The following is a 15,585-nucleotide window of genomic DNA, read 5'->3' on the forward strand; positions in this document are numbered from 1 at the left end:
CTACCCCCTCTTTCTTAAAGAAGGGACATTCCCCCCTTTAACAAAGGGGGAATGGGGGGGATTTAGTCACCATTTTTCAGTTCAATGTTGATACCTAAAGAACGGATCTCTTTGGTCAATACGTTAAACGATTCAGGCATACCCGGATCCATATAATGGTTACCATCTACAATATTCTTATAGATGCGAGTACGACCTTCAACGTCATCCGACTTCACAGTAAGCATTTCTTGAAGTGTATAAGCAGCACCATAAGCTTCTAGTGCCCAGACTTCCATCTCACCGAAACGCTGACCACCGAATTGTGCTTTACCACCAAGCGGTTGTTGAGTTACAAGTGAATAAGAACCAGTAGAACGCGCATGCATCTTGTCATCAACCAAATGGTTCAACTTGAGCATATACATATAACCAACAGTTACTGGGCGGTCAAAACGCTCACCTGTACGTCCGTCATACAATACTGTTTGACCTGTACGTGAGATACCACCAAGCTCAAGCAACTCTTTGATCTGACTCTCTTCTGCACCATCAAATACTGGCGTAGCTAAAGGAACACCTTTACGCAAGTTACCTGATAACACCAAGATTTCTTCATCGGTCAAGCTATCAAGATCTTCTTGCTCGCCACCAACTTTGTTATAAATCTTGTCTAAGAAATCACGAAGCTCAAGAACAGTACGTTGCTCTTTCATCATCTTGTCGATCTTATCGCCAAGACCTTTTGCAGCCATACCTAAGTGAGTTTCAAGAATCTGCCCCACGTTCATACGTGATGGTACACCCAATGGGTTAAGTACGACATCAACTGGAACACCATGGATGTCATGCGGCATGTCTTCAACAGGCAAGATGTTTGATACAACACCTTTGTTACCGTGACGACCCGCCATCTTATCACCAGGCTGGATACGACGTTTTACAGCTAAGTAAACTTTAACAACTTTCAAGACACCTGTTGTAAGCTCATCACCTGTAGAAAGTTTGCGTTTTTTCTCAGCAAATTTCTCATCGATCTCGTAGCTCTTCTCTTTCAAGAACACTTGAATTTGAGTTAAGCGTTCAGCAATACCTTCATCTGTTGGTTGAACTTCTAAAAGATCAACAAGCTCTAAACCAGACAATACATCTTCAGATAGCTTATCACCACGCTTCGTAGTACCGCCGCCATTCGACTCTTGGCCTTTTAACAAACGGATAATACGTTCACGAGCAGCTTCTTCGAAAATTTTGAATTCTTCTTTCAAGTCTTTACGGTAAGCATCAAGTTGCGCTTTCTCAATCGCTTGAGCACGTTCATCTTTCTCGATACCGTCACGTGTAAACACTTGAACGTCGATGACTGTACCTTTAACGCTTGAAGAAACACGTAAAGATGAATCTTTAACGTCTGCCGCTTTCTCACCAAAGATTGCACGAAGTAATTTTTCTTCAGGAGTTAATTGTGTTTCACCTTTAGGTGTCACTTTACCAACAAGAATATCACCCGCTGCAACTTCAGCACCGATATAAACAATACCTGATTCATCAAGTTTAGATAACGCTGCTTCACCTACGTTAGGAATATCGGCAGTGATTTCTTCCGCACCTAACTTCGTATCACGTGCAACACATGATAATTCTTGAATATGAATTGAAGTTAAACGATCTTCTTGAAGAACACGTTCAGATAATAAAATCGAGTCTTCGTAGTTATAACCATTCCAAGTCATGAACGCGACACGCATGTTCTGACCTAGTGCTAATTCACCACCATCAGTTGATGGACCATCAGCAAGAACGTCACCACGACCGACTTTATCGCCCATGCTCACAAGCACTTTTTGGTTAATACATGTGTTTTGGTTTGAACGCGTGTATTTGATCAAGTTGTAGATATCTACACCTGCTTCACCCGCGATCATTTCATCTTCATTGACACGAATAACCACACGTGATGCATCTACAAACTCAATGCGTCCACCACGTTTCGCAATCACACATACACCAGAGTCGTGCGCTACGTTTGCTTCCATGCCGGTACCCACAAGTGGTTTATCAGCAAGCAATGTAGGAACAGCCTGACGTTGCATGTTTGAACCCATCAAGGCACGGTTAGCATCATCGTGTTCAAGGAATGGAATAAGAGATGCAGCGACAGAGACAACCTGTTGAGCCGATACATCCATATGCGTCACTTTTTCAGGCGGCATACGAACGAAGTCACCTTGGTGACGTACTGAAACGAAGTCTTCAGTTAAATGTCCATCTTTATCCAATGCAGAATCGGCCTGTGCAATCACAGTACCAACTTCTTCAATTGCAGATAAATATTCAACATCATCTGTTACACGACCATCAACAACGCGACGGTATGGTGTTTCCAAGAAACCGAAGTTGTTCGCTTTTGCATAAACAGAAAGCGAGTTGATCAAACCAATGTTTGGTCCTTCAGGCGTTTCAATTGGACATACACGACCATAGTGAGTTTGATGTACGTCACGTACCTCAAAGCCCGCACGTTCACGTGTCAAACCACCAGGCCCAAGCGCAGATACACGACGTTTGTGTGTAATTTCTGACAATGGGTTGTTTTGATCCATAAACTGTGACAATTGGCTTGAACCAAAGAATTCTTTGATTGCAGCAGCAACTGGTTTCGCATTGATCAAATCTTGTGGAGACAAGTTATCTGTTTCAGCTTGGTTTAAACGCTCTTTAACAGCACGCTCAACACGAACCAAACCAACACGGAATTGGTTTTCTGTCATTTCACCAACAGAACGTACGCGACGGTTACCCAAGTGATCGATATCGTCGACTTCACCTTTACCGTTACGAATTTCTACCAATGTTTTCAGTACATCGATGATGTCATCGTTAGAAAGAATACCTTCTACTTCACGAGACTTCTGATCTGTACCCACTTCGTAAGGACGACCCAAACGACGGTTAAACTTCATACGACCCACAGGCGATAAATCATAACGCTCTGTAGAGAAGAATAAGTTATTGAATAAGTTTTCAGCCGCTTCTTTCGTTGGTGGCTCACCTGGACGCATCACTTTGTAGATTTCTACAAGTGCTTCTTCACGGCCAGATGTTGTATCTGCACGTAAGGTGTCAGCAACAAAAGAACCGCGATCGATGTCATTGGTGAACAGGATATTAAATTGTTTAATACCACCTTCAGCAATTCTGACCAAAATCTCATGACTTAATACAGTGTTAGCAGTAATCACTTCACCATCTTTAAGCACGATATCTTCAGCAGTAATACGCTCATACAAATATTCATCTGGAACTGGAAGTTTAGTTAAACCAGCAGCTTCCATTTGACGTACATGGCGAGCATTAATACGTTTACCTTGTTCAACAATGGCTTTACCATCATTGTCCACGATATCAAATTGAGCCATTTCACCACGAAGACGTTCAGGCACAAGGTCAATCTGATAGCTACCCATATCAAGATATACAGGTACTTTTTCGTAGAACATATTCAGAATTTGTTCATTGCTATAGCTCAATGCACGTAACACAACAGTCGCAAGCAATTTGCGACGACGGTCAATACGTACAAAGACTAAATCTTTAGCATCAAACTCAAAATCTAACCATGAACCACGATAAGGAATAATACGTGCTGAATAAAGCACTTTACCGCTTGAATGCGTTTTACCTTTATCATGGTCAAAGAATACGCCTGGTGAACGGTGTAATTGAGATACGATTACACGCTCAGTACCATTGATGACAAAGGTACCATTCTCAGTCATGAGTGGCATTTCACCCATGTACACTTCTTGTTCACGTACGTCTTTAATAGATTTCGTTTCACGATCTTTGATGATCAAACGAATTTTAACGCGCATTGGTGCCGCAAAGGTTGAGCCACGAAGAATACATTCGCGAACATCAAACTCTGGTTTACCAAGACTATACTCAACGAATTCTAAAGCAGCATTGCCCGAATAACTTTCAATAGGAAAAACTGAACGAAATGCAGCTTGGAGACCGATATCTTCGCGATTTTTTGGAGTTTTGCCATCTTGCAAGAATGTTCTGTACGAGTCGACTTGAATCGAGAGCAGGTACGGAGCATGCATGACTTGGGGCAATTTACCAAAATTCTTACGGATCCGTTTCTTTTCGGTATATGAGTATGCCATCTGGAGTCCTCGGAAAGTAAACTAAGTCCGCCTGCAGAACGAACTTAGAAGGAATTACGCAGGTCGATATGACCACCACTTTTATACAAATGCTGCAAATTTCAGTGGTACAAAACGCTTAACAATATTTTTAAAGTGGAAAAATATTGGTAAGCGTTTGATTATGTTTATTTATTTTAAAAATTGATGGTTTTTCTACCAATCAATCTAAAATCGAGCCGGTTATTGTAACGCAAAAAGGCTGATGACCCAAGAGCCATCAGCCAATTTTTGGGGTCAAATTAAAATTCGACCCCTAGCGAAATTACTTAACAGTAACTGTAGCACCAGTTTCTTCAAGTTTTTTCTTAAGTTCTTCAGCTTCTTCTTTAGAAACGCCTTCTTTAAGATTTGAAGGAGCGCCTTCAACTAAGTCTTTAGCTTCTTTCAAGCCAAGACCAGTAACTTCACGTACTGCTTTAATTACAGCAACTTTGTTAGCACCGAAAGAAGTCAATTCAACATTGAATTCTGATTGCTCTTCAGCAGCAGCAACAGCAGGACCTGCAGCTACAGCTACAGCAGCAGCTGATACATTGAATTTCTCTTCGAAAGCAGAGATAAGTTCAACAAGTTCAAGAACAGTTTTTTCAGCAACTGCGTTTAAGATTTCTTCGTTAGTTAAAGCCATGAGAATAACTCCAAATGGATATTGAATGGTGTGTGAAATTTATTAAGCTTATGCAGCTTCTGACTCGTTTTTCTCTTTGAGCGCTGTAATAAGGCGACCCAATTTCGAAATAGGAGCTTGAAGAACATTGGCAAGCATAGTAAGTGCTTTTTCTTGGTTCGGAAGATTCGCGATAACGCTAACTTCAGCACCTTGATAAAGTTTGCCGTCAAATGCAGCAGCTTTAAGTTCAAATGCTTTGTTAGTTTTAGCAAATTCTTCAAACAAGCGAGCAGCTGCGCCCATGTCATCTTCAGAAGTTGAAAAAGCTAGAATAGTTGGACCAACAAGGTTTTCGTCTAAGATATCAAATTGAGTACCTTCGAAAGCACGTTTAGCCAAAGTGTTACGCACGATACGTGTCTTAACACCTAACTTACGAGCTTCAACACGAAGTGTAGTCAATTGTTCAACTGTTAAACCTTGGTAGTCAGCAACAACAGCAGCAAACGCGGTAGAAGCAACTTCATTTACTTCCGCAACGATCTGTTTTTTGTCTTCGATAAGAAGAGCCATTGTAAAACCTCCTAACGGTGATTTATGCAATCCACGGACTGCACTCCCAATTCGTAAATCAATCTCTTGACTTACACGCGGAGGAGGAATCAATCACACCACCGCGTCTACTCAGACTGGTATTTTAAGAAGCGAATCCGAAGACTCCCCTCGCCTGAGGTCTTTGACGCTGATAAATTTACATCTATCAATTCAAAGTCCGCCTGATGATTAACAAAGCAATGCTTTATCAATCCACAAGAAGAAAAGCTCAACCTCAATAGAAGTCATCACTCTTTCTTGCGTAAAATTTGAAGTAACACTTCAAATTTCACTCAGGACTTTAAAATTCTTTTATCTCAATATAATTATTGAAAAATAATTATTTAGAAACGTTTTGTACATCAACAACAAGACCAGGACCCATAGTTGAGCTCAAAGTGATCTTTTGGATGTAGATACCTTTAGAAGTCGCAGGTTTTGCTTTCTTAAGGTCAGCGATAAGCGCTTCAACGTTTGAACGAACAGCTTCAGCAGTGAAACCTACTTGACCGATCGCAGCATGGATGATACCCGCTTTGTCTACACGGTAACGTGCTTGACCAGCTTTTGCATTTTTAACTGCAGTTGCTACGTCAGGAGTTACAGTACCCACTTTAGGGTTTGGCATTAAGCCACGTGGACCAAGGATCGTACCCAACTTACCAACAACACGCATTGCATCTGGAGCAGCAATCACAACGTCGAAATCTAAGTTACCCGCTTGAATGCTTTCAGCAAGATCATCAAAACCAACGATGTCCGCGCCTTCAGCTTTAGCAGCTTCAGCAGCAGCGCCTTGAGCAAACACAGCAACACGTACAGTTTTACCAGTACCTGCAGGAAGTGTAGTCGCGCCACGAACAACTTGGTCAGATTTACGAGGATCAACACCTAGATTTACCGCAACATCCAAAGATTCTTTGAATTTTGCAGCAGGTAGGCTGCTAAGAACTTGTACTGCTTCTTCCAAAGTGTAAACTTTGTTTGCTTCAATAGCTGCAGCAATGGCTTTTTGACGTTTAGTTAACTTTGCCATGTCTTATAGCTCCACTTCCAAGCCCATAGAACGCGCAGAACCAGCAATGGTACGTACACGTGCGTCTAAATCAGCACCAGTTAAATCTGGTTCTTTAGTAGTCGCAATTTCTTCTAACTGAGCGCGAGTCAACTTACCAACTTTAGTTTTGTTTGGTACAGCAGAACCCTTTTGGATACCAGCAGCTTTCTTAAGAAGAATCGCAGCAGGTGGAGTTTTCATGATGAATGTGAACGACTTATCGTTGTACACAGTGATCACTACAGGAATTGGAAGACCTTGTTCAACTTTTTGTGTCGCAGCATTGAATTCTTTACAGAATGCCATGATGTTAACACCACGTTGACCTAGTGCAGGACCAATCGGTGGAGATGGATTCGCTTTACCAGCTGGAACTTGCAGCTTGATATAGCCGTCAATCTTCTTAGCCATTTCAAATTACCTCTGGGTACAAACGCCTTTTAGAGCTCCCCAACATTTCAAGTAACGATACCGTTACAACAACAATGCCCGATCCATAACAAATCGGGCGCTTTCAAACAGTGCAAATTAAATTGTTTTTTCGACTTGGCGAAATTCCAATTCAACTTGAGTTGGTCGATTAAATACATTAATCGTCAACGTTAAACGTGATTTTTCGTACTGAACTTCTTCCACCACACCTTTAAAGTCTGTGAATGGACCGTCAGTAACAAGTAATTCTTCACCCGGCTCAAACATCGTCTTAGGACGAGGTGCTTCGCCTTTGTTGTGTACACGTGCAAGAATCGCATCAGCTTCTTTTTGCGTAATTGGTGCTGGCTTTTCAGCTGTACCACCGATGAAACCTAATACTTTTGGACATTCTTTAACAATGTGCCAAGTTTCATCATTCATTTCCATTTCGACTAACACATAGCCAGGAAAGAATTTACGCTCTGATTTACGTTTCTTACCATCCTTCATCTCTACCACTTCTTCGGTAGGAACAAGGACTTCACCAAAACTATCAGCAACAGCGCTACGCTGGATTCGATCATTAAGTGAACGCATCACTTGTTTTTCATAACCTGAATAGGCATGAATAATGTACCAACGTTTCATAGCTCTCTTACCCGATAATAAACTTCATAAACCAACCGATGATATAGTCAAAACACCACAAAATAATTGCGGCAACTACAACAACGAGGAGAACTTGCCATGAAGTGGTTACTGTTTCATGTTTCGTAGGCCATGTAACTCGACGCAATTCGATACGAGAGTCTTTAAGCAAACGAACAAAGCCTTTGCCTTGATGGGTGGCGTATAATAAACCTAAAGCTACGATGATACAAGCTAAAATTACCCCAATACGCACCCAGACACTATTTGCAGGTGCCCAATACGCTGGAAGATATTGATTTGTCATCAACGCACCGCCAAATAAAGCTAATGCAATGATCCACAAAATAAAATCAAATGGAGAACTTGTCTTCACCATTTCAGCAGAATTGTTGCTTTGAGGAATTGCCGCGCCGCCCATTGCGTCACGTGATTTATCATTCGACATTTTTGTACTCGTCGTAGGTTTCGCGACTTATTATATGACCAGTTTAGCCGACATCAAGTTTTTTATTTAAAAAATGGCAGGTCAGGAGGGACTCGAACCCCCAACATTCGGTTTTGGAGACCGACGCTCTACCAATTGAACTACTGACCTATAAACAAACCGAGAGCCTAAACTCTCGGTTAGAATAAACATATTAGCGGTTATGCAGTTACTTTAGCAACTACACCAGCACCAACTGTACGACCACCTTCACGGATCGCAAAACGTAGACCTGGGTCCATTGCGATTGGGTGGATAAGTTCTACTGACATTTCAACGTTGTCACCTGGCATAACCATTTCAACGCCGTCTTGTAATTGGATTGCACCAGTTACATCAGTTGTACGGAAGTAGAACTGTGGACGGTAACCGTTAAGGAACGGAGTATGACGACCACCTTCTTCTTTAGAAAGTACATATACTTCTGCATCGAATTTAGTGTGCGGCTTGATTGTACCTGGTTTAGCAAGTACTTGACCACGTTGTACGTCTTCACGCTTAGTACCACGTAAAAGAACACCACAGTTCTCGCCCGCACGACCTTCGTCAAGAAGTTTACGGAACATTTCTACGCCAGTTACAGTTGTTTTAACTGTATCTTTAATACCAACGATTTCAACTTCTTCGCCGACTTTAACGATACCAGACTCTACACGACCTGTTACCACTGTACCACGACCAGAAATAGAGAATACATCTTCGATTGGCATCAAGAATGCTTTATCGATAGCACGTTCTGGTTCTGGGATATAAGAGTCAAGCGCTTCAACAAGTGAAAGTACAGCTGATTCGCCATATTGACCAGCATCACCATTAAGTGCAGCAAGTGCTGAACCACGGATGATAGGCGTGTCATCACCTGGGAAGTCATAAGTAGATAGAAGTTCACGAACTTCCATTTCTACCAATTCAAGTAATTCTTCATCATCAACAAGGTCACACTTGTTAAGGAATACAAGAATATAAGGTACACCTACTTGGCGAGAAAGAAGGATGTGTTCACGTGTTTGTGGCATTGGACCATCAGTCGCAGCACATACAAGGATCGCACCATCCATCTGAGCAGCACCAGTGATCATGTTTTTAACATAATCGGCGTGACCTGGGCAGTCTACGTGAGCGTAGTGACGAATTGGAGAATCGTATTCTACATGTGAAGTATTAATTGTAATACCACGTGCTTTTTCTTCTGGTGCAGAATCGATTGCTGCGTAGTCTTTAGCTTCACCGCCGTAAGTTTTTGCACAAATTGTTGCAATTGCAGCAGTTAAAGTTGTTTTACCATGGTCGACGTGACCAATTGTACCCACGTTTACGTGTGGCTTATTACGTTCAAACTTAGCCTTAGCCATTTGCCCTTCCTCGTTTATGTCGAACACGAGTTAAACAACTCAGCATCGACAATCGTCTAAAAAACTAGACACCTAATACTTGAAAAGCAGACTAATAAGCCTGCTTTTGAGAAACTGGTGTAGAATAATCTACCAAATTGTATCTGGAGCTCTTATCGAGATTTGAACTCGAGACCTCTCCCTTACCAAGGGAGTGCTCTACCACTGAGCTATAAGAGCATCATCTTCGATGGAGCGGGAGACGAGGGTCGAACTCGCGACATGTAGCTTGGAAGGCTACCGCTCTACCAACTGAGCTACTCCCGCTTAATGTTGGTAATTAACCACTTATCGAAGTAATGGTGGTGAGAGAAGGATTCGAACCTTCGAAACTTTCGTGGCAGAGTTACAGTCTGCTCCCTTTGACCGCTCGGGAATCTCACCTTTACACTTACTTTCAGTGTCGTTCTTCAACATTATAACACAAAACCTTAAGATGGTGCCGGCACACGGATTCGAACTGTGGACCTACTGATTACAAGTCAGTTGCTCTACCAACTGAGCTATGCCGGCGTTTCTTAGTGTTTCGTACGTTTCGTATCGGAACGGTGTGCAGTTTAGCAAAACTCAGAATCCTTGCAAGTGTTTTTTGCAAAAAAAACCTCAAAAACTCATAAAATCAATCCGTTTGACGATAATTCAACCGCTTTGATCACTGCGCGAGCTTTTATTTGGGTTTCATTCCACTCTGATTCAGGATTTGAATCGACAACCAAGCCTGCGCCAGCCTGTACATAGACCTTATTTTCACGAATAACACAAGTTCTGATCGCAATCGACATGTCCATTTCACCATGCCAACCCAAATAACCCACTGCACCACCAAAAATTCCACGTTTTACTGGCTCAACTTCGTCAATAATTTCCATTGCACGAATTTTTGGCGCACCTGAAAGCGTCCCTGCTGGAAAAGTTGCCTTAAAAACATCCAAAGCATCGACATCATCCAGGACTTCACCTTGTACATTGGAAACAATATGCATGACATGTGAATAACGTTCGATCACCATTTGATCAGTCACTTGCACTTTACCGATTTTCGAGACACGCCCCACATCATTACGACCTAAATCAATCAGCATTAAATGTTCCGCAATCTCTTTTTCATCGGAAAGTAAATCTTTTTCAAGTGCCAAATCTTCTTCTTTGGTTTTTCCTCGTGGACGTGTACCTGCAAGCGGACGTACAGTCGCGATCCCATTTTCCAGTCGAGAAAGAATTTCCGGTGAAGATCCGACGATATGGAACGGCTTTTGATCTAAAAGGGTCTGCCCTTGTACCAAAAATAAATACGGTGATGGATTGAGATGTCGTAATGCACGATAAACCTGTAAGGGCTCACCATCAAAATCCGACACCATACGATGCCCAGGGACAACCTGCATTACATCACCAGCACGAATGTATTCTTTAACTTTCTCGATCGACTCAAGGAATTTGTCGTGTCCAGTCAGTGACTCAAAATGTGGAGCGCTATGTTTTTTGGCAACCAAGCTAATTGGCATAGCCAATAATGCCTCAATCTCATCCAGCTGTTGCTGAGCCTTGGCATAAGCCTCTGTATCATTAACATCTGCATGCACAATTAAAAACAAAGTATCTTTTAAGTTATCAAACACAATGACGGTTTTAGATAACATCATCCATAAATCAGGTAGTCCAACTGGATCTGCCTCAGGCACATTCTTTAACCGTGGCTCAATATAGCGTACTGCATCATAACCAAAATAACCCACCAAGCCGCCGGTAAAATTAGGCAGTGCAGGTAAATCTTGTTGTGTGGGTACTTTAAACTGCGCTTGAAAATCGCGGATATATTGAAATGGATCTGCGCATGGCTGGGTATCTATCGAGCCATCTATCGATTTTATCGTGAGCTGTCCTGCATTACAGGAAAATACGATTGACTCACCCAGTCCAATAATTGAATATCTTGCCCAGTTTTCGCCACCTTCAACAGATTCAAAAAGATAAGCTTGTTGATGCTGTTTTAAACGTGCAAATACAGATAATGGCGTATCCGTATCGGCTAAGCGTTGGCGATATACGGGGATAAGGTTATAACCCGCTGATTTTAATTGTTCAAACTGCGCTAAGGTTGTCATCAGGAATTCTCTCTATTTTCGATAATACTAAGTATGGATGTCTCTGCATTTCACTTAGTGACGCCATCGAAAAGTGCGTTTGCTATTCATTCCTCTTCCCTTTTTTTCGCAACAATTTAAATATACAGGTATTAAGCCAAAAGCTCTGTTAAATCATCCACTACTTGTTGTGGCTGACAGAGTTGAATATCTTCACCGTGATTATAACCATAGCTGACCACAATACAATCAACCTCTGCACGGCGTGCAGCCTCCACATCATTACTTGAATCGCCGATCATCAAGGTTTTGTCAGTTGATGACTGATAAGTTTCAACACAATACAATAATGGTTTTGGATGTGGTTTACGCACTTCAAAACGATCACCACCTATTACATCGACAAAATAGTGATCCATTTGCAAGTCTTCTAGAATTTTTCGTGCGGGTTGTTCTGGTTTATTGGTCACACAAATCAATTTCTTATTATTTTTAATTCCCCATTCTAAAAATTCTAAAATTCCAGAGAATGGCTTGGTATCGACACAAGGCTCTGCATTGTAAATTTCCAAGAATGTATCCAAAAGCTGTTGATGCAGTACAGGATCCACTTCACCTTTTAAATACTTCAATGTACTTTCACAAAATAATGAAGTGCCTTTACCAATCCAAACCCGAACCTGTTGTTCAGTGACGTGGGGTAAGTTCAAACGCGCTAGACTTAAATTCATGGCACGATATAAATCAAATGCTGAATCAACCAATGTCCCATCCAAATCAAATAAAATCAGTTCGCGTTGGTCTAGCTTTGCCACATTCATGATTTACACCTAAATCGAGTTTTAAATTTAAAAACGAAAATACAAAAAACAAAGGCATGCGATTGCATGCCTTGAGTGTAGCGCATTTGCAAATTATTTGAACAATAGCCATGCAATAATTGCCAAAATGATCAAAATCACCAGTGTTGCCAAACCTAACTTTGCATTTTTCTGGGTTTCAACATGTTCGTCTGCCACAAATTCAGGTGCTTTAACCTGCTCTACTTTGAGCTGTGTAGCCGCATGAATATCCACACCTTCTGGAATTGGGGCAGGTTTAGGGATTGCTACACCAGAGGGCATACCTTCACGGTTGATTTGAACACTGCTATCTCGTTCTGAAAGCTCAGGCATACCCTGTTCATTCATCTGATCTGCCACTGTACGTTCTACGGGGGTAGCTGGTTTGATTTCAGCAGTCGCCACAGCCTCTGCTGGTTGTTGAACTGGCGTTTCTAGTGAAGCTACAACGGGTTGAACTTCATCCTCAGGCGCTGCATGTTCAGTTTGCAGAACAACAGGTTTTACCGGTGCAAGTACATTAAATTTAACACTGGCAAATTGAACAATATCACCATCCATCAACAGTTTATCTTGATCGATACGGATATCATTCACAAATGTACCATTAGATGACTTTAGATCTTGAACCCAAAGCGCATCTTCTTTTAATAAGAATGCAGCATGGCGACGTGAAATTTCCGCAGCTTGTAATAACAGGTCTGCATCTTGATGGCGCCCAACTAGCATATCACGATCGATCGTGACTTCCTGCCCTTCTAACTCACCTGTAATTGCTTGTAATTTCCAAGTCATGATTATCTTCCCATTCTAATTCAAGTCTATCTTAGCATGACATTTCTACAGTACTAAATCAGCGCAAAACCAAGCTTTATTTTGTTCATGCCACAACAGAACACACCACAATACTTTAACAAACTATTTTAAATATCAAATAAAGCAAGTGATTAGAAGCACTTGTTACGCGAAGCCCACAATGCTACTGCTTACGGATATCATTTGGTTCTTCTGCAACGGGTGTAGTCACAGCATTACCTTGTACTGCACTTGTCTTGGCTCCTGTAGGCACCTTTTGATACTGACTTGAAGGTTGTGCTGTCGGTTGCGGTTGTACCAGCTTAGGTTGCGAACTTGGTGTCGAGCTAAACGGCAATCGTTGCTGAAAAACATCATCAACATTGGCAGGGAGCTTAGCAAAATTACCATCTTTATCCATCGCCAATTGCAGGCTATACAGCTGATCATAACGTTGTTGAGATATACGGCGTATATCGGCACCCCCACCCACGATGGTTGGATGGATAAACACCAGTAAATTCCGCTTTATGTTCGACTTTGCATCCGATCTAAATAACCGGCCTAAGCCTGGGATATCACCTAACAATGGCACAGACTGACGACCAAGAACAGTATCATCAGAAATCAAGCCACCTAACACCACGGTTTGCCCATGATCTGCGGTTACAGTAGTTTTGATTGAACGCTTGCTGGTCACTAAATCTTGAGCTTGCCCTTTACTTGACTTAACGCCTGAGACTTCTTGTTCAACTTCTAAACGAATCGAACCGCCCTCACCAATATGCGGAATTACCTTTAACGTCACCCCCACATCCTTACGCTCAATTGAGGTATATGGATTGACGGTGCCACCTGTCCCAGTACTGACTGAGCCAGTAACAAATGGAACATTTTCACCGACGACAATATATGCTTCTTCATTGTCCATGGTAAGAATAGATGGTGTAGACAAGAGGTTGGATTTTGTACGCTCTTTTAAAGCCTGAATCATCGCACCATATAATCTGCGTGAACCGTCTGCACCTTCTTTATAATCCCCAACAATAAGTGAAGTTCCTGCACCGAGTGCACCTAAACTAGAAGCACCACCTGTTAAATAACCTGCAGCCAATTTTGATAAACTCGTACCCAAATTATCAAAATTAATTAAACCCACACCACTACTTAAATCACCCATTGCCCATTGCACACCAAGCTGATCTGCATCATTGCCTTGTATTTCAATAATCGTCGCTTCAATCAAAACTTGTTGACGACGTACATCAAGCTGTTGGATGGCAGCCTCTATTTCGCGCATCAGTTGTGGCTCAGCTTTAACCACCAGCGCATTTTGAGCGCCATCTGCAATAATGCTCACACCATTGGCATTAAAACTGGTGATGTTATTTTGATTATTGTTATTTGAGTTGCTGTTTAAATTAATTGCTGGTGTTGAAATACTACTTCCAGTGCTTGAGCCGGTATTCGATGATGAATTGTTATTATTGTTAAAACTGTTGCTATTGCTGTTGTTAGAACTACTATTAGAAGAATTATTTGAACTAGAATTGACTGCCTGACCAGTCACCAAACCTTGCAAAATCTCAGATAAATTCTTTGCACTAGCATATTTTAATTTAAAGACTTTAAGCCCACCTAAACGATCAGCAGACGGGACATCCAACATTTCAATCATGTTGCGGATACGTTTACGTGTACCTGTATCCCCTTTAATCAAAATACGGTTGGTTCGCGCATCAGCGATAATACGAACCCGAGCCCCAGCAAAATCTTTGGATGCACCTGTCGAACTCATTGCATCCAATTGCTTAATAATTTCTTCAGCTTGACTCTGTTGTAAAGGAACAGCTTCAATATCATTTTGCCCAGTACCATCCAAGTTCCGAACAATGGTTTCAAGTTGATAAATATTTGCTGCACGATCTGACACAATTAACGCATTGGTGCCCTGTATTGCAGCCAAATGCGCAAATTGTGGCATTAATGGACGTAATGCTGGGATCAAATCATTGGGGTTGGTATTTTCCAACCAAATCACACGTGTCACAACCTGATCTCCACGTGCATTATTCCGTGGATCATAAGGTACACCAGAATTTTTGACATTACTGTCTGGTACCAAACGAATGGTATTCCCCGATGGAATAGCCACTACACCATTGACATTCAGCACCCCTAAAAATAGGTCATAAACTTCATTTTTATTTAGAGGTTTATTTGAAATAACCGTGACATTGCCACGTACACGGGGATCGACCGCAAAATTTTTGCCCGTAATATCTGCAACTTCATTGATAAAAGCAGTGAGATCAGCATCGCGTAAGTTAATTTTCCACGTCTGTGCATGTGTTGCTGTACTAACTGCAACCAGCATTGGTGCCGCTGCAACTAAAGCCCAAAGTGGTCGATTGTGATTCAAAAAAGCCATAACTTATTATCTATCCTAATTTTATTTGTAGTCCTAGCC

The 15,585-nt window shown here is 41.7% G+C and carries 12 protein-coding genes and 5 tRNA genes; all 17 read right to left on the bottom strand.

The window, feature by feature from the left end:
• Positions 1–62 precede the first annotated feature (62 nt).
• The 17 genes from rpoB to gspD all read right to left on the bottom strand — a co-directional run bounded on the left by rpoB (position 63) and on the right by gspD (position 15,546).
• Entirely contained in the window at positions 63–4,151 is a 4,089-nt protein-coding gene (rpoB, locus tag AC4CVF_RS17450; RefSeq protein ID WP_004718475.1) for a DNA-directed RNA polymerase subunit beta, read from the bottom strand.
• Between the two features lie 304 nt (positions 4,152–4,455).
• A complete protein-coding gene (gene rplL, locus AC4CVF_RS17455; RefSeq protein ID WP_004818508.1) occupies positions 4,456–4,821 on the bottom strand; it encodes a 50S ribosomal protein L7/L12 in 366 nt (121 codons plus the stop codon).
• 48 nt (positions 4,822–4,869) lie between these two features.
• Positions 4,870–5,376 (bottom strand): 50S ribosomal protein L10, encoded by a 507-nt coding sequence (gene rplJ / locus AC4CVF_RS17460; protein ID WP_336952377.1) that lies wholly within the window; start codon positions 5,374–5,376, stop codon positions 4,870–4,872.
• Positions 5,377–5,737: 361 nt separating this feature from the next.
• A complete protein-coding gene (gene rplA / locus AC4CVF_RS17465; protein ID WP_004718482.1) occupies positions 5,738–6,433 on the bottom strand; it encodes a 50S ribosomal protein L1 in 696 nt (231 codons plus the stop codon).
• A gap of 3 nt (positions 6,434–6,436) precedes the next feature.
• Positions 6,437–6,865, bottom strand: coding sequence for a 50S ribosomal protein L11 (gene rplK / locus AC4CVF_RS17470; RefSeq protein WP_004718484.1), 429 nt, complete (start codon positions 6,863–6,865; stop codon positions 6,437–6,439).
• Positions 6,866–6,982: 117 nt separating this feature from the next.
• Complete coding sequence (gene nusG / locus AC4CVF_RS17475; RefSeq protein WP_004718486.1) at positions 6,983–7,516, bottom strand: transcription termination/antitermination protein NusG; 534 nt, start codon at positions 7,514–7,516, stop codon at positions 6,983–6,985.
• A 7-nt stretch (positions 7,517–7,523) separates the two neighbouring features.
• Positions 7,524–7,964: a preprotein translocase subunit SecE gene (gene secE / locus AC4CVF_RS17480; RefSeq protein ID WP_004718489.1), complete on the bottom strand. Its 441-nt coding sequence runs from the start codon at positions 7,962–7,964 to the stop codon at positions 7,524–7,526.
• A gap of 74 nt (positions 7,965–8,038) precedes the next feature.
• A tRNA-Trp gene (locus AC4CVF_RS17485) sits at positions 8,039–8,114 on the bottom strand.
• A gap of 50 nt (positions 8,115–8,164) precedes the next feature.
• Positions 8,165–9,355, bottom strand: coding sequence for an elongation factor Tu (tuf, locus tag AC4CVF_RS17490; RefSeq protein WP_004723653.1), 1,191 nt, complete (start codon positions 9,353–9,355; stop codon positions 8,165–8,167).
• A 144-nt stretch (positions 9,356–9,499) separates the two neighbouring features.
• Positions 9,500–9,574 (bottom strand) — tRNA-Thr (locus AC4CVF_RS17495).
• A gap of 11 nt (positions 9,575–9,585) precedes the next feature.
• Positions 9,586–9,661 (bottom strand) — tRNA-Gly (locus AC4CVF_RS17500).
• A 33-nt stretch (positions 9,662–9,694) separates the two neighbouring features.
• A tRNA-Tyr gene (locus tag AC4CVF_RS17505) sits at positions 9,695–9,778 on the bottom strand.
• Between the two features lie 53 nt (positions 9,779–9,831).
• Positions 9,832–9,907: transfer RNA gene (locus AC4CVF_RS17510), tRNA-Thr, on the bottom strand.
• Positions 9,908–10,005: 98 nt separating this feature from the next.
• On the bottom strand, positions 10,006–11,499 hold the full coding sequence (trpE, locus tag AC4CVF_RS17515) for an anthranilate synthase component I (protein WP_490789774.1): 1,494 nt from the start codon (positions 11,497–11,499) through the stop codon (positions 10,006–10,008).
• A gap of 131 nt (positions 11,500–11,630) precedes the next feature.
• Entirely contained in the window at positions 11,631–12,299 is a 669-nt protein-coding gene (locus tag AC4CVF_RS17520; RefSeq protein WP_336952381.1) for an HAD-IA family hydrolase, read from the bottom strand.
• A 93-nt stretch (positions 12,300–12,392) separates the two neighbouring features.
• The gene (locus tag AC4CVF_RS17525) at positions 12,393–13,115 is read right to left on the bottom strand and encodes an FHA domain-containing protein (protein WP_336952382.1); all 723 of its coding nucleotides are present in this window, start codon (positions 13,113–13,115) and stop codon (positions 12,393–12,395) included.
• 184 nt (positions 13,116–13,299) lie between these two features.
• On the bottom strand, positions 13,300–15,546 hold the full coding sequence (gene gspD, locus AC4CVF_RS17530) for a type II secretion system secretin GspD (protein WP_336952383.1): 2,247 nt from the start codon (positions 15,544–15,546) through the stop codon (positions 13,300–13,302).
• Between the last annotated feature and the right edge of the window lie 39 nt (positions 15,547–15,585).

This window comes from Acinetobacter sp. LipI_19 (assembly GCF_058242925.1).

Bases quoted from the DNA above. Each gene is read 5' to 3' on its own strand.
- rpoB (WP_004718475.1), bottom strand. From the start codon at position 4,151: ATGGCATACTCATATACCGAAAAGAAACGGATCCGTAAGAATTTTGGT.
- rplL (WP_004818508.1), bottom strand. From the start codon at position 4,821: ATGGCTTTAACTAACGAAGAAATCTTAAACGCAGTTGCTGAAAAAACT.
- rplJ (WP_336952377.1), bottom strand. From the start codon at position 5,376: ATGGCTCTTCTTATCGAAGACAAAAAACAGATCGTTGCGGAAGTAAAT.
- rplA (WP_004718482.1), bottom strand. From the start codon at position 6,433: ATGGCAAAGTTAACTAAACGTCAAAAAGCCATTGCTGCAGCTATTGAA.
- rplK (WP_004718484.1), bottom strand. From the start codon at position 6,865: ATGGCTAAGAAGATTGACGGCTATATCAAGCTGCAAGTTCCAGCTGGT.
- nusG (WP_004718486.1), bottom strand. From the start codon at position 7,516: ATGAAACGTTGGTACATTATTCATGCCTATTCAGGTTATGAAAAACAA.
- secE (WP_004718489.1), bottom strand. From the start codon at position 7,964: ATGTCGAATGATAAATCACGTGACGCAATGGGCGGCGCGGCAATTCCT.
- tuf (WP_004723653.1), bottom strand. From the start codon at position 9,355: ATGGCTAAGGCTAAGTTTGAACGTAATAAGCCACACGTAAACGTGGGT.
- trpE (WP_490789774.1), bottom strand. From the start codon at position 11,499: ATGACAACCTTAGCGCAGTTTGAACAATTAAAATCAGCGGGTTATAAC.
- AC4CVF_RS17520 (WP_336952381.1), bottom strand. From the start codon at position 12,299: ATGAATGTGGCAAAGCTAGACCAACGCGAACTGATTTTATTTGATTTG.
- AC4CVF_RS17525 (WP_336952382.1), bottom strand. From the start codon at position 13,115: ATGACTTGGAAATTACAAGCAATTACAGGTGAGTTAGAAGGGCAGGAA.
- gspD (WP_336952383.1), bottom strand. From the start codon at position 15,546: ATGGCTTTTTTGAATCACAATCGACCACTTTGGGCTTTAGTTGCAGCG.